The following is a 25,393-nucleotide window of genomic DNA, read 5'->3' on the forward strand; positions in this document are numbered from 1 at the left end:
ACCGACTGGGATACCCGAGACCTAGCAGATTACTCTCAGTGCGGCCGGTACGGATGTGAATCGGACTTTCTCCCGCTCGCCGAGGTAGTCCCCGTCCAGCTGGAACGGCAACGGCCGGTCCGAGACCAGCGTGAACTCCGCCACGTCGTGCAGCCGCAACACCTGCTTGCCGTGCGGATCCGGTTGCTTCGAGAAGAACTGCACCGCCGTACGGGCCGTGCTGGCGACCCGGAGCCGCCGCAACGCGAGCACGTCGAGCCCGAGATCGAACGACGCCTCCGGGTTCGGGTTGATCTCGCGGTCGCCCAGGTACGTCCACGGCGCGGTGTTCTGGATGATCGCCGTGGCCAACTCCGTCGCGGGCGCCTCACCCGGGCGCTCCAGCGTGATCGACGGGTGGCGGCGGTCCGAGCCGACGAAGTACTGACTCGCCGTGGAACGGAAGTAGAGCGCCGGAGTGGAGACGCGCCCCTTCTTGCGGGCCTGCTCCACCCGGCGGATGACGGCCGCGTCCAGCCCGAAGCCGGCGCAGAACGTGAAGTAGCGGTCGTCCGCACGGCCCAGCCCGATCGTGCGGGACCGGCCCAGTCGCAGCCCTTCCAGGATCATGCTGGTGCCGTCCGGCCACTCCCGGGGCAGCCCGAGCGCGCGGGCGAACACGTTCGTCGAACCGCCCGGCACGGTGGCCAGCGCGGGCAGCCGCTCGGCCGAGGTCTGTCCGGTACGGAACGTCGGCGGCTCCGCCGCCATCAGGCCGTTCACCACCTCGTTGACGGTGCCGTCACCGCCGAGCGTGACGACCAGGTCGACGCCCTCCTGGGCGGCCTCCCGGGCCAGATCCGTGGCGTGGCCCCGTCGGCGGGTGTAGCGCACCGACAGGTCGACTTCACTGCGCAACGCCCGGACCAGCACGTCCCGGCTGCGCTCGCTGGTGGTGGTGGCCTTCGGATTGACCACCAGGACGGCCCGCATGGGCGGCACTGTACCGCGACTACCCACCGGTATCGTGGCGCCCGTGACGATCGACTCCGACCCGCTCCCCGGCACGCTGCGCGCCGCGGTGCTCCTGCTACGTGCCCAGGCGGTGGCGCTGGGGCTGATCGCGGTGTGGCTCATCTGGTCCGACCTCACCGCCGACACGACGGATCTGACCTCGGCGCTGCTGGTGACCGTCTTCGCCGTCGGCGGTGCGGTGGCGCTCTGGGCGCTCGGCGGCGCGCTGTCCCGCCGCCGTGCCGGGGCTCGTGCGCCGGCGATCGTGCTCCAGCTCATGCTGCTGCCGGTCGGCTGGTTCATGATCGAGGGCGGCATGGGCTGGCTCGGGGTACCGCTGATGGCGCTCGGGATCGGCATGGTCGGGCTGCTGGTGAGCGGTCCGACGAACCGCGCGCTGGGATTCGGCGAGCCGGCCGGCTGAGCGCCGCCCGGTCTTGACGCGGCCCGTTCTGGACCGCAGCCGGGCCTGGGGCGCAGCCGGGTCTGGACGCCGCCGGGCCGTGGCCGCCGCCGGGCCGTGGCCGCGCGTCGGTCAGTAGACGCCGGCGCGGCGGGTCAGCAGCGAGATGGTGGCCCGGCCGCCTGATGCGTGGGCGTTCGCCCCGGTGGTCAGCGCGGTCAGCACCTTCCAGGCGAACGACGACTCGGACGGCAGCGTGGCGCCCCGGACCGTCGGCACCGTCACCTCGACGGTGAGCGCGTCGTCGGTGACCGCGAACCGGCACTCCAACTCGGCGTCGCGGGTGGCGATGGCGAGCAGCATGGCGCACGCCTCGTCGACGGCGATGCGCAGATCCTCGATCTCGTCGAGGGCGAACTGGAGCCGGGCCGCGAGGCCGGCCGTGGCGGTGCGGAGCACGCCGAGGTAACCACCGTCGGCGGGCACGGTGAGGTGGACGACGTCGTCATCGGTCGTCGGGTGCCCGGTCAGTTGAGTCACGGCTCCTCCCCCCGGTGCGGGACTCTACCCGGTCAGCGGGCGGGGCGCGTGGGCGCGGCCGTCGCGTGCGTCGCTAGCTCGTGCAACGCCGGCCCGGCCAGGCGGTACGGCGTCCACTCGTCCATCGGCGTGGCACCGATCGCGGCGTAGAAGCGGGCCGCCGGGTTCCAGTGGATCATCCACCACTCCAGGCGCTGGTAGCCGCGCTCGACGCAGATCGCGGCCAGCGTGGCGAGCAGCATCCGGCCCGCGCCGGTGCCCCGGGCGTCCGGGCGGACGTAGAGGTCCTCCAGGTAGATGCCGTGCACGCCGGCCCAGGTGGAGAAGTTGAGGAACCAGAGCGCGAAGCCGACCGGCTGGTCCGAGGCGTCGACGGCGACGTGGCCGTACAGCGCCGGGGACGGGCCGAACAGGGCCGCGTCGAGCTGTGCAGTGGTGAGGTGGCACTGCTCGGGTGCGCGCTCGTACTCGGCGAGTTCGTGCACCATGGCGACGACGGCCGGTACGTCCTCGGGACGTACCGGCCGGATCGTCGGAGTGCCGTCGGGCGACGTCACGCCTGCTTGGTCTCCCAGAAGATCTTCGAGATCTCGTCGATCTTCGCCAGCAGCTCGTCGGCCTTGGCCGGGTCGGTGCCGCCCTTGGCGCCGGCCGCGCCGGCCAGCTTGGTGGCCTCGTTGAACAGCTGGTGCAGGTGCGGGTACTTCTCGAAGTGCGGCGCCTTGAAGTAGTCGGTCCAGAGCACCCACAGGTGGTGCTTGACCAGCTCCGCCCGCTGCTCCTTGATCAGGATGGCGCGGGTGCGGAACTCCGGGTCGGTGTTGGCCTGGTACTTCTCGCAGATCATTTTGACCGACTCGGCCTCGATCCGGGCCTGGGCCGGGTCGTATACGCCGCAGGGCAGGTCGCAGTGAGCGCTGGCCGTCACCCGGGGCGTGAGGATGCGGGGAAGGCGCATCAGGGTCCTCCATGGGTTGTTTGCGATGATCCAAGACGACATTACTCCTGGAGACGCCCTCCGGGGCTGGGAGGTGACATGGCGCCCACCGGTGAACCTCCGGCCCTGCGCGGCCCGCTGGTGCCGGTGCTGGTGACCGGCCCGTCCATGGCCCCGACGCTGCGTCACGGCGACGCGGTGCTGGTCCGCACGAAAGGCCGGCCGGTACGCCCCGGCGACGTCGTCGTCGCCGTGTTCCGCAGCCGCCCCGACCTGCTCGTCGTCAAGCGGGCGGTGGAACCGCGCGACGGCGGATGGTGGTTGCGCGGCGACAACGAGTTCGTCGCCGACGACTCCCGCGCGTACGGCGTGGCCGACGTCCGGGGCCGGGTGGTGGCCCGCTGGTGGCCGCGTCCGGGACGGGTCAGGGGACGGTAACGACCGGAGCGGATATGACCCCGCTCACATACTGGGTGCCGAAGCGTGACTATGCTCGAAAAGTGCCCGGGTGACCCCCGCACCGCCGCGCCGCCGGTCGCTGACCACCGCTGACCACGCCGGCCGGTCCGTCTGCTCGACAGATCCTGGAGTCACCATGTCTTCGTCCACCCCGGACCCCGCCGATCCCGTCTTCCGCCTGCACGTCGGCGGCAAGATGGCAGTCGCCTCCACAGTGCCGCTGACCAGCCGCGAGGACCTCTCCCTCGCGTACACCCCGGGTGTGGCCCGGGTGTGCGAGGCGATCGCCGCCGACCCCGCGCTCGTCGACACCTACACCTGGGTGTCGCACACCGTCGCCGTGGTCACCGACGGTTCCGCCGTACTCGGTCTCGGCAACATCGGCCCGCGCGCCGCGCTGCCCGTGATGGAGGGCAAGGCGGTGCTGTTCAAGCAGTTCGCCGGCGTGGACGCGGTGCCGGTCTGCCTGGACACCCAGGACGTGGACGAGATCGTCGCGACGGTCAAGGCGCTCGCGCCCTCGTTCGGCGGGATCAACCTGGAGGACATCAGCGCCCCGCGCTGCTTCGAGGTGGAGCGCCGGCTCGACGAGGCGCTGGACATCCCGGTCTTCCACGACGACCAGCACGGCACCGCGATCGTGGTGCTCGCCGCGCTGCGCAACGCCGCGGCTCTGCTCAACCGCAAGCTCGGTGACCTGCGGGTGGCGGTCAGCGGCGCGGGTGCGGCCGGGGTGGCGGTCACCAAGATGCTGATCGCCGGCGGCGTCGACCCGGACCGGGTGGTGGTGTGCGACTCGCGCGGCATCATCGGCCGGCACCGCGAGCTGACCGGCACCAAGGCCGAACTGGCCGAGCTCACCAACGCCGAGGGCCGCCAGGGCGACATCACCGAGGCGCTGCGCGACGCGGACGTGCTCGTGGGCGTCTCCGGCGGCCAGATCCCGGAGGCGGCGGTGGCCGGCATGGCCCCCGGCGGCATCGTGTTCGCGCTGGCCAACCCCACTCCGGAGGTGCACCCCGAGGTGGCCGCCCGGCACGTGGCGGTGGTCGCCACCGGGCGCAGCGACTACCCGAACCAGATCAACAACGTGCTCGCGTTCCCGGGTGTGTTCCGGGGCGCGCTGGACGCCGGGGCCACCCGGATCACCGACTCGATGAAGGTGGCCGCCGCCGACGCCATCGCGGGCGTGGTGGCCGAGTCGCTGACCGCCGATGCGATCGTGCCGTCGCCGCTGGACCCGCGCGTCGCACCGGCGGTGGCCGAGGCGGTCGCGGAGGCCGCCCGCCGCGACGGGGTCGCCCGCCGCTGAGATGTAAGGAAGGGGCCCTTCCTAACGCCTCCGGTAGAGGAAGGGCCCCTTCTTAACTGCTGCTCAGCTTGTTACCGTGCCGATCATGCGTGCTGCCTATGCCTCGGCCTTCGACGCCGACAACCCGCTCGCCGCGCTCGCCGTCGGCGACCGTCCCGAGCCGACCCATCCGCAGGACGACTGGGTCACCGTGCAGGTCCGGGCCAGCTCGCTCAACCACCACGACCTATGGTCGCTGCGCGGCGTGGGCCTGACCGCCGGCCAGCTCCCGATGATCCTGGGCTGCGACGCGGTCGGCACCGACCCGGACGGCAACGAGGTGGTCATCTACCCGGTGGTGCCCACCCCCGGTGACCCGCGCGGGGTCTCCATCCTCTCCGAGCACTACCAGGGCACGTTCGCCGAGCGTGTCGCCGTACCCCGGATGAACCTGCTGCCGCTGCCCGACGGCCTGTCGGCCACCGACGCGGCGTGCCTGCCCACGGCCTGGCTCACCGCGTGGCGGATGCTGACCACCAAGGGCCGGGTCGCCGACGGCGAGTCGGTGCTGGTCCAGGGCGCCGGCGGTGGCGTGGCCACCGCGGCCGTCGCGCTCGGCGTCGCGCTCGGCAAGCGGGTGTACGCGACCAGCCGCGACGCCGCCAAGCGGGAACGGATCGCCGAGCTGGGCGCGACCGCGCTGGAACCCGGCGCGCGGTTGCCGGAACGGGTCGACGTGGTGATCGAGACGGTCGGCGCGGCCACCTTCGACCACTCGCTCAAGTCGGCCGCCCCGACGGCCCGGATCGTGGTCTCCGGCGCCACCTCCGGGCACGAGCCCAAGATCAACCTGCGGCGGGTCTTCGCCATGCAGCTGGAGATCCTCGGCACCTCGATGGGCACCCCGGACGAGCTGACCGAGCTGCTCGCGTTCTGCGCCGAGCACGAGGTGCGCCCGGTGGTCGACCGGGTGGTGCCGTTCAGCGAGATCTCCGAGGCGTTCGCCCGGCTGCACTCCGGCGACGTCTTCGGCAAGGTGGTCGTCGACCACACCGCCTGACGCGGACGGCGCGCGGCGCGGGCGGCGTGTTAAGAAGGGGCCCCTTCTCTACCGGAGACGTTAAGAAGGGGCCCTTCCTTACAGGCGGTCGTCGAGGGTGGCCAGGCCGCCCCGGGCGGCGTCGGCGGGGAGGCGCTTCTTCGCCGCCGGGTCGCCGTAGAGCGTCCAGCGGAGGAACTCGACAGTGGTGTCGGCGACCACGCCCAGCGCCTTGCCGTCGCCGAGCAGCGCCCGGCCGTGGTCACCCTTCGGCAGGCTGAGCATCGCCTTCGGCCACGGCACCACGTCGTACACGGCCTTGCCGGCGGCGTACGACACCACCTCGTCGGCCTCGCCGTGCACGAACAGCTGCGGCGCGGCGGCACCGGCGAACGCGGTGCCCACACCGAGCGCGGTGCCGGCGAAGACGATGCCCGCGTCCAGCCGCTCGTCCCGGCCCGCGGTGAACAGCCCGATCGTGGTCACGCCACCGGCGCTGTGCCCGGTCGCGGCCACCCGCTCCGGGTCCAGCCGGCCGCGCAGCGGATCGCCCGCCTTCTCGCCGAGCGCGAGCACGCGCGTCAGCACGTACGACACGTCGGCCGGCTGGTTGAGCACGTCCAGCGGGTTGCCGTCGGTGCCCCGGGAGGTGTGCGGGAAACGCGGCGCGGCGACCACGAACCCGGCCGCCGCCCAGCGGGTCAGCAGCGCCTGGTAGTCCTCCGGCCGGGCGCTGAGCCCGTGGCTGAACAGCACCACCGGGAACCGCCCGTCCGCCGCCGGGGCGGAACGCTCGACCGCGCCACCGGCCGCGCCCGCCGCCGGGTACCAGAGCGTCACCGGCAACGGCCGGTCGCCGTCGCGGTTCAGCTTCACCTGGCGTACGCCGACCGCGAAGCTCTCCGTGGGCGCCTTGCCGGCGGGTACGCGCGGCGCCGGCGTGGCACTGGTCGGTGGGACGTCGGGGGCGGGCCGCCCGGCCGGGGCGGTGGGCTGCTCCGAGCAGCCGGTGAGGGCGGCGCCGAGCACGGCGGCGGTGATCAGGGCGGCGGGACGACGGCGCATGAACTCGATTGTGCCTCGCGATCGCGGCGGCCAGGCCCGGTCAGCGCGGCGGGTGACCGCCCGCTGACGCCCGGAGACGAGCCAGGTCGGCGGCGTCCTTGGCCCGGCGCGGGCGCCCCGGCATCCAGACCGGGAACATCTCCTTGAACTCGATCTGCGCCGCGACGCTGATCACCGGTGCCGCGAGCGTGCCGATCCGGCCGGGCGGCCCGGCCAGCATGCCTTCCGGCAGGGCGGTGCCCGCCCACGGTCCGGCGCCGACGACGACCCGGCCGTCCGCGTCCCGGTCGAGGTACGCGAAGCTCAGCTCGACGTCGTCGCGCAGCAGGTCGAGTTGCGTCGTGGCGGGCATCCGGGGGTCGGGGCGCCAGCCGAGCGCACCGAGCCGGTCGGCCAGCGTCTCGGCGTCGCGCCGCCAGCAGTACCAGTCGACGTCGACATGCGGACGGGTCACCTCGCCGAGGTGGAAGTCCATCGCCCAGCCCCCGCGCAGCCACACGTCGATCCCGCACGCGCCGGCGACGTCGACGACCTCCCGGATCGCCCCCAACTGCCGGCCCGCCACCCCGTCCACCCCGCGCACGCTACCCACCCCGCCCGGACCCCGCTGCCCGCCCAGACCCTCACCCCCCCCCGGGCCCAGACCCGGTCGATCATGAAGTTGGCGGCGACAAACCGGACAGTGAACGCCGTCAACTTCATGATCGACGGGACAAGGGGGAGGGTGGGAGGTGGGAGGCGGGAGGTGGGGGGCGGGACGCTTCAGGTGGGGAGGGCGCGGGTGGTGAGGGTGGTGCCGGGCGCTGTCGCGTCGGTGGGGAGGCGGTGCAGGGCGGCGCGGTCGGCGTAGAGCGTCCAGCGCAGGAAGTCGGTGGTGGTGGCGAGCACCTGGGCGAAGCCGGGCCGTCCCGGCGTCAGGTACTCGCCGTGGCCCTGGCCGGTGAGGCTCAGGAAGGCGGCCGGCCCGAGGCAGCGGGCGTACGCGGCCCGGCCGATCGACTCCGGCACGATCCGGTCGGCGCTCCCGTGCACGAACAGCATCGGTGCGAGTGGGCGGGAGAGCCCGGCGACCATCCGGCCACCGGCGATCACGATTCCGGCCCGTACCGGGGACGGCTGCCCGGAGGCGAACATGCCGAGCGTGGTGTGCCCGCCGGCCGAGTGCCCGGCGGCGGCGAACCGGTCCACGGCCATGTGCGCGCCGAGCGGATCCCCGTGGCGGGCGCCCAGCCGGACCAGATGGCGGATCAGTCGCCAGGCGTCGGCGGGCTGGTTGCGGACGTCGTCGCGGGTGTAGGCGCGGGCGCGCTGGTTCGTACGCGGATAGGTGGGTGCGACCACCACGAACCCGGCGGCGGCCCAGCGGGTGGTCAGCGCGGCGTGCAGGGCGGGCAGGCTGCGCAGCCCGTGGCTGTAGAGGACCACGGGGAAGCGTCCGGCCGCGAACGGCGCACCCGGCCGCACACGCGGTCCGGGGCTCGCCGGTGTGGCGCCTCCGGAGGGAGCCGCGACGACGGACGGCAGGGAGGAAGCGCGCGGCCCGCGCGGGCCCGGCAGGACCGGCACCTGATCGGCACCTGCCGAGCCAGGGCCGGCCGAGCCGGAACCAGTCGGGCCGGGGCCGGCCGTGTGCGGCCGTGCGGGAGACGGTGGTTGCGCCGGGTACCAGACGGTGACCGGCAGCGGCCGCCTGCCGTCCGGGTCGAGCGTGAACTGTCGCATCCCGACCGAGTACGGGCGCTCCGGCGCGGGCCCGACGGCGGCCGGGACCGGGTCGGGCGTGGCCACGGCCGGGCCGCAACCGGCCAGCAGCGCCGTCATCAGCGCGGCGACCAGCCGCTGCCCCCTCACACCTGCACGGTAGGCAGCCGAGCGGTCGGCCCGCGCCCGCCGTCCGGGCCGGTCGGTGCCGCCACCCGGGCGGCTCCCGCCTCCACCGGGTGGCCGGGTTTGCCCGATCCCGCCACCCGGATCCGCAGGTGGCGGCCCGGCGGGACATTCCGGTCCGGTCGGCTTCGCTAGGGTCAGCCGCATGGCTGAGAACTACACCGACCCGAGTGGCAACACCGCGCAGTTCCGCGCTTTCGTCGATTCTCCCGAGCCGGCCGCGTCGGCGTCGGCGCCGTCCCGCCTACCGCTGATCGCCGGCGTGGCCGTCGCCGCCGTCGTGGTGGTCGCCCTGGTCGCCTGGATCGCTCTGGGCTGACCCGAGCTGACCCGGGCTGACCGTGGCTGATCCGGCCCGGCCGCGCGGAGGGTCGGGCGGTCAGACGCCGAGCACCTCACGGGTCTCGCGGGCGATCTCCCGCTCCTCGTCGGTGCCGACCACCAGCACCGCCACCTCCGCGTCGTCGGGGGAGACGAGCCGGTCGCCGTGGCCGTCGTTGCGCGCCGGGTCGACGGCGACACCGAGCCGCTCCAGCCCGGCCAGCGACGCCGCCCGTACCGGCGCGGCGTGCTCGCCGACCCCGGCGGTGAACGCGATCGCGTCGACCCGGCCGAGCAGCGCGTAGTACGCGCCGACGTAACCGGTGATCCGGCGGCAGTAGACGTCGAACGCCAGCGTCGCGTCCGGGTCACCGGCGTCGCGGCGGGCCAGCACCTCGCGCATGTCGTTGACGCCGGTCAGCCCGAGCAGGCCGCTGCGGTGGTTGAGCAGGTCGTCGATGTCGTCCACGACCATGCCGCCCTCGCGGCGCAGGTGGAAGATGACTGTCGGGTCGAGGTCGCCGCTGCGGGTGCCCATCACCAGGCCCTCCAGCGGGGACATGCCCATCGAGGTGGCCACGCTGCGCCCACCCTGGACGGCGCACGCGCTCGCCCCGTTGCCCAGGTGCAGCGTGATCGTGTTGAGCTGGTCGTACGGGCGGTCGAGCAGGTCGGCGACGCGACGCGAGACGTACGCGTGCGAGGTGCCGTGGAAGCCGTAGCGGCGCACCCCGTACCGCTCGGCGGTGGCCTTGTCGATCGCGTACGTGGCGGCGGCCTCGGGCAGCGTGTGGTGGAACGCGGTGTCGAAGACCGCCACCTGCGGGACGTCCGGCAGCGCCTCCCGGGCCACCCGGATGCCGGCGAGGTTGGCCGGGTTGTGCAGCGGCGCCAGCGGCACCAGATCCTCGATCGCGGCGACGACCGCGTCGTCGATGCGTACCGGCGCGCTGAACTTCCGCCCGCCGTGCACCACCCGGTGGCCGACGCCGGTCAGCCCGGTCAGGTCGAGCCGGCCGATGATCTCCCGGACCGCGCTCTCGTGGTCGGCCGGCCCGCCGCCGGGTTCGCCGACCCGCTCGACGGTGCCCTTGTCCAGGACGTCGTCGCCGTCGTACAGCCGGTACTTGACCGACGAGGACCCGCTGTTGAGGACCAGGATGCGGCTCATTCCGACGCCTCCGCGGCGGCCTGGATGGCGGTGATCGCCACCGTGTTGACGATGTCCGGCACTGTGGCGCCGCGGGACAGGTCGTTCACCGGCCGCCGCAGGCCCTGCATGACCGGCCCGACCGCCACCGCTCCGGCGGACCGCTGCACCGCCTTGTACGTGTTGTTGCCCGTGTTCAGGTCCGGGAAGATGAACACCGTGGCCCGCCCCGCGACCGGGCTGTCCGGCAGCTTGGTGGCCGCCACCTGCGGGTCGATCGCGGCGTCGTACTGGATCGGACCCTCGACCAGCAGGTCCGGCCGGCGTTCCCGGACCAGCTTGGTGGCCGCCGCGACCTTCTCCACGTCGGCGCCGGCGCCGGAGCTGCCGGTGGAGTACGACAGCATCGCCACTCTCGGCTCGATGCCGAACCGGGCCGCCGTGTCGGCCGACGAGATGGCGATGTCGGCGAGCTGGTCGGCGTCCGGGTCGGGGTTGACGGCGCAGTCGCCGTACACCAGCACCCGGTCGGCGAGCAGCATGAAGAAGACGCTGGAGGCGACGGAGACGCCGGGCACGGTCCGGATGATCTCGAAGGCCGGGCGGATGGTGGCGGCTGTGGTGTGGGTGGCGCCGGAGACCATGCCGTCGGCGTGGCCGGTCTGCACCATCATCGTGCCGAAGTAGTTGGGCTGCGCCACGATGTCGTGCGCCAGCTCCACGGTGACGCCGCGGTGGGCGCGCAACTGCGCGTACGCCTGCGCGAACTCGTCCCGCCACGGGCTGGTCACCGGGTCGACGACCTGGGCGTCACCGAGGTCGACGCCCAGCTCCCGGGTCCGCCGGGCGATCTCGTCCGGACGGCCGAGCAGGGTGATCTCGGCGACGCCCCGGCGCAGCAGCACCTCGGTCGCGCGCAGGATCCGCTCGTCGGCGCCCTCGGGCAGCACCAGCCGGCGGCGCCGGGCGCGGGCCCTGTCGATCAGGTCGTTCTCGAACATCAGCGGGGTGACCCGCGCGGACCGGCTGACCCGCAACCGGCGGGCCAGGTCGTCGGTGTCCACGCAGCGTTCGAACGCGCCGAGCGCGGCCTCGACCTTGCGCGGGTTGGCGGTGCTGGGGCGGCCCTCGATCCGGCTGGACGCGGCCACCGTGTCGTAGCTGTCGCTCGGCACCGACAGCACGGGGAGCCCGGTGTTCATCCGCTCGACCAGGCGCATGGCCCGCGGATCGGGCTGCTCGCCGAGCGTGAGCACCAGCCCGGCCAGCGACACCTGCCCGGCCACGTGCGCGGCGCCGGCGGCCACCAGCAGGTCCGCCCGGTCGCCCGGGGTGATCACCAGCGCCCCGTCGGTGAGGTGGTCCAGCAGCGTCGGCACGTGCGCCGCCCCCACCACGTAGTCGAGCACGTCGCGGTCGAGTGCGGTCTCGTCGCCGGTGAGCACCGTGCCGTGCAGCGCCGCCGCCACCTCGGCCACCGTCGGCGCCGACACGGTCGGCACCTCGGGGATCGCGTACGCGGGCACCGGCAGCTCGGGCAGCGTCATCGGCTCCGGCACGCGGTTGGCCAGCGCCGCGATCACCGTCGCGCCGAGGTCGGCCAGATCGTGGTACGCGCCGCGCAGCGCCGCCGCGATCGTGTCGGGCGTCTGCCCGAACCCGTCCACGACGGGCACCACGACGCTGCCGAACTCGGTCGCCAGCCGGGCGTTGAAGGCCAGTTCACGGGGGCCGGTGCCGTCGCCGTAGGCGAAGTCGCTGCCGACCACCACTATCGCCGGGCAGCGCCGCTCGACCTCCCGGTAGCGGGTGACGATCCGGGAGATCAGCTCCTCCCGGCGGCCGTCCGCGACGAGCGCGCTCGCCTCGGCGTACGTGGCGCCGTACAGCTCGTCGACCGGCAGTTCCATCCGGTAGCGCTCGGTGAGCAGGGCGAGGATCGGGTCGGTGCCGTCACCGGCGACGAGCGGCCGGAACGCACCTATCCGTTCCACCTGGCGGGACAACAACTCGGCCAGGCCGAGCGCCACTGTCGATTTTCCCCCGCCCGAACCAACGCCGGTCAGGTACACGCTGCGCGCCACGGCACCCAACCTACAAGATCGAGGTCAGTGCTGCCCGTTCTGCCTGGTCACACCGGCTAGCCAGGGGAGAAGGCGGGATTTTTTCGCATCTACACTTGCCGCGTGGATGGCCCGACCGCACTGATTCCCGTCGTACCGGAATCGCCCCCCGTCTTCGTCGACCCGAGCGGGCGGCGACACCGGCGGCTGCGCCGTCTCGCCTACTGCGCCGGCGCGGCGGGTGTGGTCTACACGGTCATGGTCGGGGTCAGCTTCGCCGGCGGGCCGATCACCCCGGACAGCGTCATCCCGTTCGTCGAGCCGACCAGCGAGCAGCGGCTGCCCTCGCCGAACCCGCCGGCGTCGCCCGCGCCGGCTGTGACCCGTCCCACGCCGGACGCGCCCGCCGACGTCCGGACCGCTCCGGTGCGGGTGCCGGCCACCTCCGTCGCCCCCGCCGCCACGGCCTCGCCGAGCCCTCGGTACCCACGGCCGACCCGGACCGCCCCGACCGTGCCGCGGACCACCCCGGCGGCCACCACCGCGCCGCCCACCGCCCCCACCGCCGAGGTGCCGCCGCCACCCGCTGTCGATCCACCGCCGGTCGTCGACCCGCCCGCCGACCCCGTCGCGCCGGCCGATCCCGCCGATGAGTGACGAGGCGCCCGCCCGCCCGTCGACAGGTGGCCAGCCCACCGCCCCACTGGACCCCCGCCGCGTGCACGCCGCCCGCCGGCACCGGGCCGGGCGGCGGCCGGACGACGCGCCGACAGTCGTGCTGGACGTCCGGCAGATCCCCGGCGCGCGGCAGATCCCCGGCGCGCGCCGGTCCCGTGGGCGGCGTCTGCTGCCCCGGCCGAGCTGGGCCCTGGTCACCATGGTCGTGGTCGTCCTGGCCGGTCTGCTGGTCGTCGAGGCGTACACGAACGCCGCGTTCGTGCCCGACAACCGGGTGACGCCCGGCAGCCAGCGGGAGGTCCCCAGCTCGGTCATCGGGGGCGGCCCGATCGTCAACGTCGGCGCGGAGGGCCGGACCCAGTCGCACCGGCTGCCGCCGCGTACCGTCGCGCTCACCTTCGACGACGGGCCCGACCCGCGGTGGACGCCGGAGGTGCTGCGCGTCCTGGACAAGTACCAGGTGAAGGGCACCTTCTTCGGCATCGGCTCACAGGTCGTCCGCAACCCGGAGGTGACCCGCCGGCTGGTGACCGAGGGACACGAGCTGGGCGTGCACACGTTCACCCATCCCGACCTCGCCGCGCTGCCGGACTGGCGGCGGGAACTGGAGTACGCGCAGACGCAGCTCGCCGTCGCCAGCACCACAGGCGTCCGGCCGTCACTGCTGCGGTTCCCGTACTCGTCCCGCGCGGACGCCTACACTGACCGGGACTGGCCGATGCTGCGGCAGGCCGGCGAACTGGGCTACCTCACAGTGGTCAACGACGTCGACAGCCGGGACTGGGAGCTTCCGTCGGTCGAGGAGATGGTCGCCAACGCCACGCCGGACGGGACGGCGGGCACGATCGCGCTCTGGCACGACGCGGGCGGCGACCGGTCCGGCACCGTGGCCGCGCTGGACCGGTACATCCCGATGATGCTGGAGCGCGGCTACCGCTTCACCACGGTCAGCGAAGGGCTCAACCAGACGTTCGCGGCGGCAGGCGTATCAGGCCCGGTCGGCGGGCAGACGGCGGCCCCGCTCGACGAGCGGTGGCGGGGACACGTGCTGGTCGGCGCGGTACGCGTGGCAGACGGCATGTTCGGGATGCTCGGCGTCTTCTTCGTGCTCGTCGGGGTGCTCACCGTCGGCCGGACCCTGCTGCTGTTCGTCATGGCACCACGGCACGCGGCCCGCCGCCGTCGCCGCGACTGGTCCTGGGGGCCGCCGGTCACCGAACCGGTCTCGGTGATCGTCCCCGCGTACAACGAGCGGGAGGGCATCGCCGCGGCGGTCCGCTCGCTGGCCCTGGGCGACCACCCCGGCGGCATCGAGGTGGTGGTGGTCGACGACGGCTCGACCGACGGCACCGCCGACATCGTCGCGGCGCTGCGCCTGCCGAACGTCCGGGTCGTGCGCAAGCCCAACGGCGGCAAGCCGAGTGCGCTGAACACGGGTGTCGCGCTGGCCCGGCACGACCTGATCGTCATGGTCGACGGCGACACGATCTTCGAGCCGGACTCGGTGCGCCGGCTGGTCCAGCCGTTCGCCGACCCCCGGGTCGGCGTGGTCGCCGGCAACGTCAAGGTCGGCAACCGCCGCGGCCTGATCGCCAAGTGGCAGCACATCGAGTACGTCATCGGCTTCAACCTCGACCGCCGCCTCTACGAGACGCTGCGCTGCATGCCCACCGTCCCGGGTGCGATCGGCGCGTTCCGGCGCCAGGCGCTGGAGCAGGTGGGCGGCATGACCGACGACACGCTGGCCGAGGACACCGACGTCACCATCGCCCTCGGCCGGGCCGGCTGGCACATCGTGTACGAGGAGAGCGCCCGCGCCTGGACCGAGGCTCCGACCACCGTCGGCCAGCTGTGGAAGCAGCGGTACCGGTGGAGCTACGGCACCCTCCAGGCGATGTGGAAGCACCGGCGCTCGGTGATCGACAGCGGCCGGTCGGGCCGGTTCGGCCGCCGGTGCCTGTCGTTCCTGACGCTGTTCGGTGTGCTGCTGCCGCTGGCCGCCCCGGTGATCGACCTGCTCGCGATCTACGGGCTGATCTTCCTGGATCGCAGCGACACAGTGGTGGCCTGGCTGGCGATGCTCGCGCTCCAGCTCCTCACCGCGGTGCTCGCCTTCCGGCTGGACCGGGAGAAGCTCGGCGTGCTCTGGGTGCTGCCGTTGCAGCAGTTCGTCTACCGGCAGGTGATGTACCTGGTGCTGCTCCAGGCCGTCGGCACCGCGCTGACGGGCGGCCGGCTCGGCTGGCAGAAGCTGCGGCGTACCGGAGACCTCCGGGTCGCCGGGCGGGGCGCGACCGGCTGAGACCCGGCCGCGCGGCGCGTCGGTCCGTCGCCCGGTCAGTCGTCGTCCGGGTCGTCGAGGCGGGCCAGCCAGGTGGCGAACCGCTCGATCGGGGTCTCGAACTCCGGGTTCAGATCGATGAAGTCACGCAGCCGCTCGCCCAGCCACTCCATGCTGACCTGCTCGTCGCCACGGCGCTCGACCAGCTCCTCGATGCCACGGTCGGTGAAGTACACGGTGTTCCTCTCGTCGTCGTACGGCAGCGGCCCGCCCCGGGTCGGGACGGGCCGCTGCCGGTGATGTCACGGGCGGGGGAGAGCCGCCTCGATCAGCGCGTTCTGCTCGACCTCGTGCATCTTCGCCGAGCCGACCGCCGGGGCGGCGGCGGCCGGGCGGGAGATGCGGCGCAGCCGGACCTCGGGCAGGTGCTCCAGCAGGTTGAGCGCGACGAACGACCAGGCGCCCTGGTTGGCCGGCTCCTCCTGGACCCAGGCGAAGTCCTCGGCGTTCGGGTACTGCGCCAGCGCGGCTCGGACCTCCTCGACGGGCAGCGGGTAGAGCTGCTCCATCCGGAGGATCGCGGTGTCGGTGACGCCCCGCTCCTGCCGGGCCTGGAACAGGTCGTAGTAGACCTTGCCCGAGCAGAGCAGCACCCGCTTGACCTGCTCCGGCGCCGGAGCCGCGGTGTCGGCCAGCACCGGCTGGAACGTCCCGGTGGTGAAGTCCTCCACCGGCGACACGCAGAGCTTGTGCCGCAGCAGCGACTTCGGCGTGAACACCACCAGCGGCTTGCGCTTGGGCGACAGGGCCTGGCGGCGCAGCAGGTGGAAGTAGTTCGCCGGGGTGGTCGGGATGGCCACCCGCATGTTGTCCTCGGCGCAGAGCTGGAGGAACCGCTCCGGGCGGCCGGAGGTGTGGTCCGGGCCCTGGCCCTCGTGGCCGTGCGGCAGCAGCAGGGTCACCGCGGAGCGCTGGCCCCACTTCACCTCGCCGGAGGAGATGAACTCGTCGATCACCGACTGGGCGCCGTTGACGAAGTCACCGAACTGGGCCTCCCAGGCCACCAGCGCGTTGATGTTCTCCACCGAGTAGCCGTACTCGAAGCCCATGGCCGCGTACTCGGAGAGCAGCGAGTCGTGGACGAAGAAGCGCGACCGCTCGCCGTCGGCGGTGAGCGACTTCAGCGGCAGGTAGTCCTCGCCGGTCTTGGCGTCGACCACCGAGGCGTGCCGCTGGACGAACGTGCCGCGGCGCGAGTCCTGCCCGGCGAGCCGGACGGTGACCCCGTCGTGCAGCAGCGTGCCGAACGCGATGATCTCGGCGAAGCCCCAGTCGATGCCGCCCTCGACGGACATCTTGCGGCGCCGCTCCAGCAGCTGCTGGATCCGCTTGTGCGGGGTGAAGCCCTCCGGCAGGTTGACGTGCGCCTCGCCGATCGCCTTGACCACTGCGGCGTCGGTGGCGGTGTCGACCTGCGGCTCCGGCTCCTCCTCCCGCGCCGGGCGGCTGAGCTGACGCGGGGTGGTCGCGGCGTCCCGGGTGGCCTTGAAGACCCGCTCAAGCTGCCCCTGGTAGTCGCGCAGCAGCTCCTCCGCGTCCTCCACGGTGATGTCGCCGCGCCCGATCAGCTCCTCGGTGTAGAGCTTCCGGACGGACCGCTTCGAGTCGATGATCTTGTACATCTCCGGGTTGGACATCGACGGGTCGTCGCCCTCGTTGTGCCCGCGCCGGCGGTAGCAGACCATGTCGATCACGACGTCCTTGTTGAACGCCTGCCGGTACTCGAACGCGAGCCGGGCCACCCGGACCACGGCCTCCGGGTCGTCGCCGTTCACGTGGAAGATCGGCGCCTGGATCATCCGGGCCACGTCGGTGCTGTAGAGGCTGGACCGGCTGTACTCCGGAGCGGTGGTGAAGCCGACCTGGTTGTTGACGACCACGTGCACGGTGCCGCCGGTGCGGTAGCCGCGCAGCTGGGACAGGTTGAGCGTCTCGGCCACAACGCCCTGGCCGGCGAAGGCGGCGTCACCGTGCACCGCCAGCGGCAGCACGGTGTAGCCCTCCAGCTTGAGGTCGATGCGGTCCTGCTTGGCCCGGACGATGCCCTCCAGCACCGGGTCCACGGCCTCCAGGTGCGACGGGTTCGCCACCACCGACACCTTGACCGCGTGCTCGCCGTCCGGGGTGGTGAACTTGCCGTTCTGGCCGAGGTGGTACTTCACGTCGCCCGAGCCCTGCGTGGACCGCGGGTCGAGGTGCCCCTCGAACTCGGAGAAGATCTTCTCGTACGGCTTGCCGACGATGTTCGCCAGCACGTTGAGCCGGCCGCGGTGGGCCATGCCGATGACGACCTCGTCCAGCCCGGCCTCGGCGGAGCACTCCAGCACCTCGCCGAGCAGCGGGATCAGCGACTCGCCGCCCTCCAGCGAGAAGCGCTTCTGGCCGACGTACTTGGTCTGGAGGAACGTCTCGAACGCCTCGGCGGCGTTGAGCCGGTTCAGCACGTGCTTCTGCTCGTCGGAGCTGGGCTTCTCGTACTTGCGCTCGACCCGCTCCTGGATCCAGCGCCGCTCCTCCGGGTCCTGGATGTGCATGTACTCGATGCCGACCCGGCGGCAGTACGAGTCGCGCAGCACGCCGAGGATCGACCGCAGCTTCATCCGCTGCTGGCCGGCGAAGCCGTTGACCGGGAAGACGCGGTCGAGGTCCCAGAGCGTGAGCCCGTGCTGGAGCACGTCCAGGTCCGGGTGCTTCCGGATCTTGAACTCCAGCGGGTCGGTGTCGGCCATCAGGTGGCCGCGCACCCGGTACGCGTGGATCAGCTCGTGCACCCGAGCGGTCTTGTTGATCTGGCCTTCGCTGTCGACGGCCACGTCGCGCATCCAGCGCACCGGCTCGTACGGGATGCGCAGCGAGGTGAAGATGTCGTCGTAGAAGCCGCGCTCGCCGAGCAGCAGCTCGTGCATGACCTTCAGGAACTCGCCGGACTGCGCGCCCTGGATGATCCGGTGGTCGTACGTGCTGGTCAGCGTGATGACCTTGCTGACCGCGAGCTGGGCCAGGGTGGCCTCGCTCATGCCCTGGTAGGGGGCCGGGTATTCCATCGCCCCGACGCCGATGATGGCGCTCTGCCCCTGCATCAGGCGCGGGATCGAGTGCACCGTGCCGATGCCGCCCGGGTTGGTCAGCGAGATCGTGGTGCCGGAGTAGTCCTCCATGGTCAGCTCGTTGCGGCGGGCGCGCCGGACCACGTCCTCGTACGCCTGCCAGAACTGCCGGAAGTCCATCTGCTCGCAGCCCTTGATGGACGGCACCACCAGGTTGCGCGAGCCGTCCGGCTTGACCAGGTCGATCGCGATGCCCAGGTTGACGTGCTCCGGGCGGACCATCGCCGGCTTGCCGTCGACCTCGGCGAAGGAGTTGTTCATCTCCGGGTGCTCGACGACCGCGCGGACGAGCGCGTACCCGATCAGGTGGGTGAAGCTGACCTTGCCACCGCGACCGCGGGTCAGGTGGTTGTTGATCACGATGCGGTTGTCGACGAGCAGCTTGGCCGGGACGGCGCGCACGCTCGTGGCGGTCGGGACGGCGAGCGACGCGTCCATGTTCTGCACGATCTTGGCGGCGACGCCGCGCAGCGGCGTGGTGCCCGCGGCGCTCGCGGTCGGCGCCTTGGCGGCCGGCTTGGCCGGGGCGGACTTCTTGGCCGGCTCGGGCGCCTTCGCCGCCGGCTTGGCGGCGGGCTTGGCCGGAGCGGGCGCGGCCTTGGGGGCGGCCTTCGGCTCGGCCTTGGCGGGCTGCGCGGTGACGGTCGCCACCGCCTCCTGCTGCTCGGCCGGCTCCGGCTTCGCGGCCGGCTTGGCCTGCCCGTCCGGGCGCGGTGTGGCGGCGCCCGGGGCCGGCCGGTAGTCGGCGAAGAAGTCGTGCCAGGCCGAATCGACGCTCGAGGGGTCGGCGAGGTAGCGCTGGTACATCTCCTCGACGATCCACTCGTTCGGGCCGAAACCCGCCAGTGGGTTCTCCTGCGAAGTCTGCTGGGTCGACACGGCCGCTAATCGCCTCTTTCACGCGGTTGTGAATGTCACGGTGGCCCCCGGTGACCCCCGGTTGCCGACGCTGGGTAAACCGATGCCAAGGCTACGCCGTGCGCTGCGCGCAGGCATTCTCGCCTCCGGCTGGTGGTCCGTTTCACAGAAGATGCCAGAAGTTCGGCAAACGCTGCGTGATCCGCCGACTCCTGCTAGACGAGCGAGACCCCGGCCGATGACGTCCGTCACCGACCGGGGTCCGTCCCCGACGCGAGGTCAGGAGATGTCGCGCTTGCGGATCGTGGCCACGCCGATCGCGCCGGCCACCACCGCGTACCCGATCAGCACCAGGGCGCCGGCCCACTGCGGCGGGTTACCAGGGATGTCCGTGTCACCGCCGACCATGAGCCCGGAGGCCAGCGACGGGACCAGCAGCTGGAGCTTGTTGATCCAGTCGCCGTACCGCGCCGCGAGAAGGCTGAGGACGATGACCGCGCCGATCGCGCCGCCCAGGTAGAACAGGATGCCGGTCACGGTGGCGCCGATCTGGCTGCGGATCAGCACGCCGAGCCCGACGCCGAGCACCGACCACAGCAGGTACGCCAGGCCGTTGAGCGCGATCGCCCGCCACACGGCGCCGCTGCCGAGCTGCGAGCCGACGTCCACCGAGCTGAGGATCAGCGGCGCGGTGACCAGGTTCAGCACCGTGGTGACGAGCCAGAACAGCAGCGCCAGCACGCCGGCCGCGGCCAGCTTGGCCAGCATCACAGCGGTGCGGTGCGGCGCGGTGAGGAACGTGGTGGTCACCGTCTGGTGGAAGAACTCGCTGGTCACCACCACGATGCCCAGCAGCAGCACGATGAGCAGCCCGAAGAACTGGCCGTTCGTGTAGAGGTTGGCCGCCAGGTTGTCGGCGGCCGAGATGGCCTGCAACTGGTCGGACTGGTCGGCCGGCACCTCGCCGAAGTCCCCGCCTGCCAGCGCCTCGGTCTGCAACCAGTTGAAGAACAGCGTGAGCGCCCACAGCGCCAGGCTGATCAGCCCGAAGATCCACCAGGTGCTGGTGGTACGGATCTTGAGCAGTTCGGATCGGACAAGCGTCATCGGATCTCCGCCTTTCCGGCCGTCAGCTCCAGGAAGACCCCTTCGAGGTCGGGGCGCTCGGTGGTCAGCTCGTGCAGCTCGACCTTGGCGGCCAGCGCGGCGCGGCCCACAGCCGGCGCGTCCACGCCGGTCACCAGCAGCGCGCCGTGCGGGTCGGTGTCGACGACGGCCGACTGCTCGCGCAGCGCCGCGGTCAGTTCGTCGGCCTGCGGGGTGCGCACCCGCACCCGCACGTCGTGCGTCATCGACGCCATCACCTGGTCGACCGGGCCCTGCCGGACCAGCTTGCCGGCCGCGATGATCACCACGTCGTCGGCGAGCAGCTGCATCTCGGAGAGCAGGTGGCTGGAGACCAGCACCGTCCGTCCCTCGGCGGCCAGCCCCTTGAGGAAGCCGCGCATCCAGCGGATGCCCTCCGGGTCCAGGCCGTTGGCCGGCTCGTCCAGGATCAGCACCTGCGGGTTGCCGAGCATCGCGGCGGCGATGCCGAGCCGCTGCTTCATGCCGAGCGAGTAGCCCTTGAACTTGCGCTTGGCGGCGGGCGAGAGCCCGACCAGGGCGAGCGCCTCGTCGGCGCGCTCCTTCGGCAGGCCCGCCGCAGCGCAGATCACCCGCAGGTGGTTGATGCCGGTGCGGCCCTTGTGCGCGCTGGACGCCTCCAGCACCGCGCCGACCGTACGCAGCGGATCGGGCAGGTCGGCGTACCTGCTGCCGCCGATGGTGGCCGTGCCGGCGCTCGGCGTCACCAGGTTGAGCAGCATGCGCAGCGTGGTCGTCTTACCGGCGCCGTTGGGGCCGAGGAAGCCGGTGACCCGGCCCGGCTCGACCGTGAACGACAGGTTGTCCACCGCGCGGACGGTCTTGTATTGCTTGGTCAGGCCGGACACGATGATCTGGCCGGTCCCGGCACTGGGGCGTGGCTGCCCGTCGGACATCATTCTCCTCTCCTGCCCCGGCGGGCTCGTCGCGCGCCGGTGGGGGCGCCGTTGCGGGGGCACCCGGCAACAGCCTTCCAACCCGGCGCAAGGGGGTCAATCAGGCGGGACGCGTACGCGCCGTCCTCCTCAGGGAGGAGATCACCGGGTCGGCAGCGCCACCCAGGTGGCCCGGGCGCGGCCGAGCAGCGCGCCGTCCGAACCGTACAGGCTGGTGTGCACCTCGGCCTTGCGTCCCTCACCGCCGACCGCGAGGCCGGTCACCACGCACTCGTCGCCGGGCCGTGGCAGCGCCGTGACCTGCGCGGCGATCCGCCCCAGCACGTACGGCCGGCCGGGCGCGAGCACCGCCCAGCCACCCGGGCAGTCCAGCGCCGCCCACACAGTCGCGGGCACCACGTCGGCCGGCGCTCGGAACGGCGCGGCGGTCCGCCCGTCCGGCAGCCGCCCGGGGAAGATCCGCAGCCCGTCCGGGTTCGCCGGACCGCAGACGTAGCAGCGGGGGAAGGGGTGGTCGACCAGACCGGGGTACGCCCGCGCGGCGTCGGCCGCCGTCGCCCGGTCCACCGGCGGCACCACCGCGTCGACCGGTTCGACCCGGCGTACCTGGGCGATCAGGTGTCCGTCCGGATCGCGTACCTCGCCGTCGGCGGCGGTCAGCGGCGTGTCCAGCGGCGGCGGCCGGCGCAACGTGACCTCCACCGGGCCCCGATCGTCGATCAGCGCGGCGAAGATCCCGGCGCTCCAGCCGCCGTTGCCGGAGCCGTCCGGCCCCTGGAAGCGGGCCTCGACCAGCATGTGCACCTCCGGTTCCCCTCCGCCGGCGCCGTCGCGGGCGGTCCGCCCGGCAGCCTCGCACACGCCGGTCCCGTCCCGGCCGTCCCGGTTCGCACGCCGCCGCCGACCGGCGTTCACCGGATCGACACCCCTCATCCCGCCCGGTGGCAACCCGGGGCACCTACACAGGAGTCATGGCCGTTCTGCACGCCGCTGGCGCACCGCTCACGACCAGCGGTTACACCCTGCTGATCGCCGACGACCCGACACTGGTCGCGGCCGCGCAACGCCTGCGCCACGAGGTGTTCGCCGGCGAACTCGGCGCCACCCTGCCGACCGCCGCCACCGGGCTCGACACCGACGGGTTCGACGCGTACTGCGACCACCTGGTGGTGCTGCACGAGGGGACCGGGGAGGTCGTCGGCACGTACCGGCTGCTGCCGCCCGGCCGCACCGACCGCCGGTACGCCGACGCCGAGTTCGACCTGGGCCCGCTCGCCCCGCTCCGCGACGACCTGGTCGAGGCGGGCCGCTCCTGCGTCCACCCGGACCACCGCACCGGCGCCGTGATCAACCTCATGTGGGCCGGGATCTGCCGCTACCTGCACCTGCGCGGCGCCCGCTGGCTCGGTGGCTGCGCCTCGGTGCCGGTCGCCGACGGCGGGACCGCCGCCGCGCAGGTGTGGGCCGAGGTCACCGCCCGGCACCTCGCCCCGCCGCTGCTGCGGGTCACCCCGCGCCGGCCCTGGTTCGCCGAGGCGCCCGCCGCCGACCTCGCCGCGCTCACCCCGGCGCGACGCCGGGCGCTCGTGCCGCCGCTGCTGCGCGGCTACCTGCGGCTGGGCGCCTGGGTGGCCGGCGAGCCCGCGTACGACAGGGACTTCGGCTGCGCCGACTTCTACGTGCTGTTCTCGCTGGACCGGATGAACCCGCGCTACCTGCGGCACTTCCTCGGCGAGGCCGGGTCGTGACCGCCGCCGCCGAGCCGTGGGCGGCCGGTCCGGTTGCCGGGGAGGGCCTGTGGCGGCCCGCCTCGGGCTGCGGGCCGGACTGTCTGCCGCCGCACGCCGCCCCGGACGTGTCGTGGCTGCGCCGTGCCGGGCGGCTGCTCGGCGTACTCGGAATGCTCCTGGCCGGGACGGGTCTGGCCGCGCTGCTGCCGGTGCTGCCCGCCGCCCGGGGCCGGGCCGCGTCGCGGGGCTGGGCGCGGTGGACGCTGCGTACCCTCGGGGTGCGTCTGCTGGTCCGCGGCCGGGCGCCGCGCGGGCGCGCGCTGCTGGTCGCCAACCACGTGTCCTGGCTGGACGTCCTGGCGGTGCTCGCCGTGTCGCCGGCCCGGATGCTGGCGAAGCGCGAGGTCCGGAGCTGGCCGCTGGTGGGTGCCCTGGCCGCCGCGGCGGGCACCGTCTTCGTGGACCGGTCCCGGCCGCGTGACCTGCCGGCCACCGTCGCGCGGGTGGCCGGCGCGCTGCGGTCCGGGCGGTCGGTGGCGGTGTTCCCGGAGGGTACGACCTGGTGCGGCGCCGCGACGGACTGCCGCCCGAGCCGCGGCTTCCGTCCGGCGATGTTCGAGGCCGCCGTGGCGGCGGGTGCGCCGGTGGTGCCGTTGAGCCTCGGCTACCGGTACGCGGGCGACCCGAGCACGCTGCCCGCCTTCCTCGGCGAGGAGACGCTCTGGGCGTCGATGCGCCGGGTGCTCGCCGCCCGGGACCTGACCGTGTCGGTGACGGTGAGCGCCGCGCTGCACCCGGCCGAGGGCGCGGACCGCCGGGCGCTGGCCCGGATCGCCGAGGCCGCGGTCCGCCCGGCCCCGCGTCCCGTGCTCGCGACCCAGCTCGACCTGGCGGCCTGACCGCTCAGCCGTCGGAGACGCGACATAGTCGCGATAGTGTCTTGTTCAGTCGCGATGTATCGCGTTACGCTCCTCGCAACACCTGGCGTGCCGTGGGCCGGTACGCCGACGAGGGGAGCGTGTCATGGCCAGTTGGACGGTCGACAACCCGCAGCGCATCACGCTGGACGAGCCGATCACCCGGCTCGACGCCGAGCTGATCAGCGGCCGGCTGAACGTGGTCGGCGCCGACGGTCCGGCCCGGGTCGACGTGACCCGGATCAGCAGCCGGCCGCTTCTCGTCGAGGTACGCGACGGGCGGCTGACGATCCGGCACAAGCGCAAGCCCGGCCTGCTCGGCATCTTCTCCTGGTTCGGCAACCGGATCCGGGCCGAGGTGTCGGTCGCCGTTCCGCCGGACGTGCTCGCCACCCTGTCGGTGGTCAGCGGCGCGCTCGTCGCCTCCGGGCTGCGCCGGGAGACCCGGGTCGACGTCACCTCCGGGCAGGTCACGCTGCGCGGGCTGCGGGGACGCACCAGCGCGAAGGTCATCTCCGGGCCGGTCGAGGCGCTCGGCATCGGCGGCGACCTGGACCTGGAGACGGTCTCCGGTGAGCTGATCCTCGCCGACAGCGCGCCCGAGCGGGTCCGCGCGCACGCCGTCTCCGGCTCGATCACCTGCGACCTGGACAACCCGCGCGGCAGCGAGATCCGGCTCAGCGCCATCTCCGGCAGCATCACCGTGCGGGTCCGCGAGGACAGCGACCTCACAGTGCACCTGCACACCACCTCCGGCAAGATCACCAGCGGCTTCCCCCAGGTGGACGGCGGTGGGCGCGGGCTGGGCTCGATCAAGGACAGCCACGGTGTGCTCGGTGGGGGTGCGGGTAGGCTCTGGGCCTCCGCGACCTCCGGCAGCATCGCGCTGCTCGCCCGCCCGGTCGCGCCCGCCGACCATGTGGAGGACGTGCCGTGACCGCCGTGTTCAGCCACGGCCGGCTCCGGCTCTACCTGCTGAAGCTGCTCGACGACGGCCCGAAGCACGGCTACGAGCTGATCCGTCTGCTGGAGGAGCGCTTCCTCGGCCTGTACGCGCCCAGCGCCGGCACCATCTACCCGCGCCTGCAACGGCTGGAGGCGGAAGGGCTGGTCACGCACACCGCCGCGGGCGGGCGCAAGGTCTACGAGATCACCGAGGCGGGCCGCGCCGAACTGCGGCAGCGCGCCGACGAGCTGTCGACGCTGGAGAGCGACATCGGCGCCGCCGTCGAGGACCTCTCCGCGCTGGCCGGTGAGATCCGCACCGAGGTACGCGGATCGGTGCGCGACCTGAAGCGGGAGCTGCGCGAGGTGGCCCGGCAGACCCGGCAGACCCGGCAGGGCGGCTGGACGGCGTCCGCGACCACCCGGCCGGCGGGCGACGGGGGATCGGCCCGCCCGGACGAGTCGCCGCTGCTCGCTGAGTTCGACCAGCGGCTCGCCGCGTTCACCGTCGAGGTCGGGGCGCTGGTCCGGGCCCGGCGGCTCAGCGACAACCAGCTCCGTACCGCGATCCGGCTGCTCGACGGTGCGCTGGAAGGGCTGCGGCGGCTGCTCCGCTGATCTCACAGG

At 73.2% G+C, this 25,393-nt stretch carries 25 protein-coding genes; 11 read left to right on the top strand and 14 right to left on the bottom strand.

The features are described from left to right. Window positions 1-21 precede the first annotated feature (21 nt). Window positions 22-972 carry a diacylglycerol/lipid kinase family protein gene (locus tag FHX31_RS02780; protein WP_030271872.1) on the bottom strand — a complete coding sequence of 317 codons (951 nt, stop codon included), beginning with the start codon at window positions 970-972 and terminating at the stop codon, window positions 22-24. Between the two features lie 43 nt (window positions 973-1,015). Here FHX31_RS02780 and FHX31_RS02785 point away from each other — a divergent pair, with 43 nt between their 5' ends. Next, a complete protein-coding gene (locus FHX31_RS02785) occupies window positions 1,016-1,417 on the top strand; it encodes a hypothetical protein (protein ID WP_041784529.1) in 402 nt (133 codons plus the stop codon). Between the two features lie 111 nt (window positions 1,418-1,528). Here FHX31_RS02785 and FHX31_RS02790 read toward each other — a convergent pair whose 3' ends face one another. The 3 genes from FHX31_RS02790 to sodN are packed head-to-tail and all read right to left on the bottom strand — an operon-like array spanning window position 1,529 to window position 2,894. Further along, on the bottom strand, window positions 1,529-1,936 hold the full coding sequence (locus FHX31_RS02790) for an ATP-binding protein (RefSeq protein ID WP_013475278.1): 408 nt from the start codon (window positions 1,934-1,936) through the stop codon (window positions 1,529-1,531). Between the two features lie 32 nt (window positions 1,937-1,968). Beyond that, window positions 1,969-2,493: a GNAT family N-acetyltransferase gene (locus FHX31_RS02795; protein WP_013288354.1), complete on the bottom strand. Its 525-nt coding sequence runs from the start codon at window positions 2,491-2,493 to the stop codon at window positions 1,969-1,971. After that, entirely contained in the window at window positions 2,490-2,894 is a 405-nt protein-coding gene (gene sodN / locus FHX31_RS02800; protein ID WP_013288353.1) for a superoxide dismutase, Ni, read from the bottom strand. The genes FHX31_RS02795 and sodN overlap by 4 nt, the downstream gene beginning before the upstream one ends. 78 nt (window positions 2,895-2,972) lie before the next feature. Between sodN and FHX31_RS02805 the strand changes: the two genes are divergently transcribed. The 3 genes from FHX31_RS02805 to FHX31_RS02815 all read left to right on the top strand — a co-directional run bounded on the left by FHX31_RS02805 (window position 2,973) and on the right by FHX31_RS02815 (window position 5,683). Beyond that, window positions 2,973-3,311 (top strand): S26 family signal peptidase, encoded by a 339-nt coding sequence (locus FHX31_RS02805; protein WP_013288352.1) that lies wholly within the window; start codon window positions 2,973-2,975, stop codon window positions 3,309-3,311. Window positions 3,312-3,468: 157 nt separating this feature from the next. Continuing rightward, window positions 3,469-4,644 (top strand): NAD(P)-dependent malic enzyme, encoded by a 1,176-nt coding sequence (locus FHX31_RS02810; protein WP_013288351.1) that lies wholly within the window; start codon window positions 3,469-3,471, stop codon window positions 4,642-4,644. 76 nt (window positions 4,645-4,720) lie between these two features. Further along, window positions 4,721-5,683 carry a zinc-binding dehydrogenase gene (locus FHX31_RS02815; RefSeq protein ID WP_049800099.1) on the top strand — a complete coding sequence of 321 codons (963 nt, stop codon included), beginning with the start codon at window positions 4,721-4,723 and terminating at the stop codon, window positions 5,681-5,683. A 78-nt stretch (window positions 5,684-5,761) separates the two neighbouring features. On the opposite strand, the gene FHX31_RS02820 is transcribed toward FHX31_RS02815, so the two are convergent. The 3 genes from FHX31_RS02820 to FHX31_RS02830 all read right to left on the bottom strand — a co-directional run bounded on the left by FHX31_RS02820 (window position 5,762) and on the right by FHX31_RS02830 (window position 8,578). Further along, window positions 5,762-6,727: an alpha/beta hydrolase family protein gene (locus FHX31_RS02820; protein WP_091330850.1), complete on the bottom strand. Its 966-nt coding sequence runs from the start codon at window positions 6,725-6,727 to the stop codon at window positions 5,762-5,764. 40 nt (window positions 6,728-6,767) lie between these two features. Next, window positions 6,768-7,310, bottom strand: coding sequence for a nucleotidyltransferase domain-containing protein (locus FHX31_RS02825; RefSeq protein ID WP_091332150.1), 543 nt, complete (start codon window positions 7,308-7,310; stop codon window positions 6,768-6,770). Window positions 7,311-7,489: 179 nt separating this feature from the next. Further along, the gene (locus FHX31_RS02830) at window positions 7,490-8,578 is read right to left on the bottom strand and encodes an alpha/beta hydrolase (protein WP_184974955.1); all 1,089 of its coding nucleotides are present in this window, start codon (window positions 8,576-8,578) and stop codon (window positions 7,490-7,492) included. Between the two features lie 181 nt (window positions 8,579-8,759). Here FHX31_RS02830 and FHX31_RS02835 point away from each other — a divergent pair, with 181 nt between their 5' ends. Then, window positions 8,760-8,933, top strand: a complete 174-nt coding sequence (locus tag FHX31_RS02835) for a hypothetical protein (RefSeq protein ID WP_013288346.1) — start codon at window positions 8,760-8,762, stop codon at window positions 8,931-8,933. 60 nt (window positions 8,934-8,993) lie between these two features. On the opposite strand, the gene FHX31_RS02840 is transcribed toward FHX31_RS02835, so the two are convergent. Both FHX31_RS02840 and pta read right to left on the bottom strand, forming a co-directional pair. Beyond that, window positions 8,994-10,106 carry an acetate/propionate family kinase gene (locus tag FHX31_RS02840; protein WP_091330852.1) on the bottom strand — a complete coding sequence of 371 codons (1,113 nt, stop codon included), beginning with the start codon at window positions 10,104-10,106 and terminating at the stop codon, window positions 8,994-8,996. Then, a complete protein-coding gene (pta, locus tag FHX31_RS02845) occupies window positions 10,103-12,178 on the bottom strand; it encodes a phosphate acetyltransferase (protein WP_085985949.1) in 2,076 nt (691 codons plus the stop codon). Before pta ends, FHX31_RS02840 begins: the two co-directional genes overlap by 4 nt. Window positions 12,179-12,271: 93 nt before the next feature. Between pta and FHX31_RS02850 the strand changes: the two genes are divergently transcribed. Together FHX31_RS02850 and FHX31_RS02855 are read left to right on the top strand one after the other, a co-directional pair. Then, on the top strand, window positions 12,272-12,805 hold the full coding sequence (locus FHX31_RS02850; protein ID WP_176739770.1) for a hypothetical protein: 534 nt from the start codon (window positions 12,272-12,274) through the stop codon (window positions 12,803-12,805). Next, complete coding sequence (locus tag FHX31_RS02855; RefSeq protein WP_184974958.1) at window positions 12,798-15,128, top strand: bifunctional polysaccharide deacetylase/glycosyltransferase family 2 protein; 2,331 nt, start codon at window positions 12,798-12,800, stop codon at window positions 15,126-15,128. The genes FHX31_RS02850 and FHX31_RS02855 overlap by 8 nt, the downstream gene beginning before the upstream one ends. A gap of 35 nt (window positions 15,129-15,163) precedes the next feature. Here FHX31_RS02855 and FHX31_RS02860 read toward each other — a convergent pair whose 3' ends face one another. The 5 genes from FHX31_RS02860 to FHX31_RS02880 form a co-directional block, all read right to left on the bottom strand. After that, window positions 15,164-15,343 (bottom strand): DUF6104 family protein, encoded by a 180-nt coding sequence (locus FHX31_RS02860; RefSeq protein WP_013288341.1) that lies wholly within the window; start codon window positions 15,341-15,343, stop codon window positions 15,164-15,166. Between the two features lie 66 nt (window positions 15,344-15,409). Next, the gene (locus tag FHX31_RS02865; protein WP_091330854.1) at window positions 15,410-19,153 is read right to left on the bottom strand and encodes a multifunctional oxoglutarate decarboxylase/oxoglutarate dehydrogenase thiamine pyrophosphate-binding subunit/dihydrolipoyllysine-residue succinyltransferase subunit; all 3,744 of its coding nucleotides are present in this window, start codon (window positions 19,151-19,153) and stop codon (window positions 15,410-15,412) included. Window positions 19,154-19,411: 258 nt separating this feature from the next. After that, entirely contained in the window at window positions 19,412-20,239 is an 828-nt protein-coding gene (locus FHX31_RS02870) for an ABC transporter permease (protein ID WP_013288339.1), read from the bottom strand. Then, window positions 20,236-21,177 (bottom strand): ABC transporter ATP-binding protein, encoded by a 942-nt coding sequence (locus tag FHX31_RS02875; protein ID WP_013475287.1) that lies wholly within the window; start codon window positions 21,175-21,177, stop codon window positions 20,236-20,238. Before FHX31_RS02875 ends, FHX31_RS02870 begins: the two co-directional genes overlap by 4 nt. 138 nt (window positions 21,178-21,315) lie before the next feature. Then, entirely contained in the window at window positions 21,316-21,972 is a 657-nt protein-coding gene (locus FHX31_RS02880; protein ID WP_013288337.1) for a hypothetical protein, read from the bottom strand. A 173-nt stretch (window positions 21,973-22,145) separates the two neighbouring features. Here FHX31_RS02880 and FHX31_RS02885 point away from each other — a divergent pair, with 173 nt between their 5' ends. The 4 genes from FHX31_RS02885 to FHX31_RS02900 all read left to right on the top strand — a co-directional run bounded on the left by FHX31_RS02885 (window position 22,146) and on the right by FHX31_RS02900 (window position 25,384). Continuing rightward, window positions 22,146-22,922, top strand: coding sequence for a GNAT family N-acetyltransferase (locus tag FHX31_RS02885; RefSeq protein ID WP_013475288.1), 777 nt, complete (start codon window positions 22,146-22,148; stop codon window positions 22,920-22,922). After that, the gene (locus FHX31_RS02890) at window positions 22,919-23,803 is read left to right on the top strand and encodes a lysophospholipid acyltransferase family protein (RefSeq protein WP_114918754.1); all 885 of its coding nucleotides are present in this window, start codon (window positions 22,919-22,921) and stop codon (window positions 23,801-23,803) included. Before FHX31_RS02885 ends, FHX31_RS02890 begins: the two co-directional genes overlap by 4 nt. A 124-nt stretch (window positions 23,804-23,927) precedes the next feature. After that, window positions 23,928-24,758, top strand: coding sequence for a DUF4097 family beta strand repeat-containing protein (locus tag FHX31_RS02895; protein ID WP_013475290.1), 831 nt, complete (start codon window positions 23,928-23,930; stop codon window positions 24,756-24,758). Continuing rightward, a complete protein-coding gene (locus tag FHX31_RS02900; RefSeq protein WP_184974961.1) occupies window positions 24,755-25,384 on the top strand; it encodes a PadR family transcriptional regulator in 630 nt (209 codons plus the stop codon). Before FHX31_RS02895 ends, FHX31_RS02900 begins: the two co-directional genes overlap by 4 nt. The last annotated feature ends 9 nt before the right edge of the window (window positions 25,385-25,393 follow it).

This window comes from Micromonospora sp. CNZ286 (assembly GCF_014207755.1).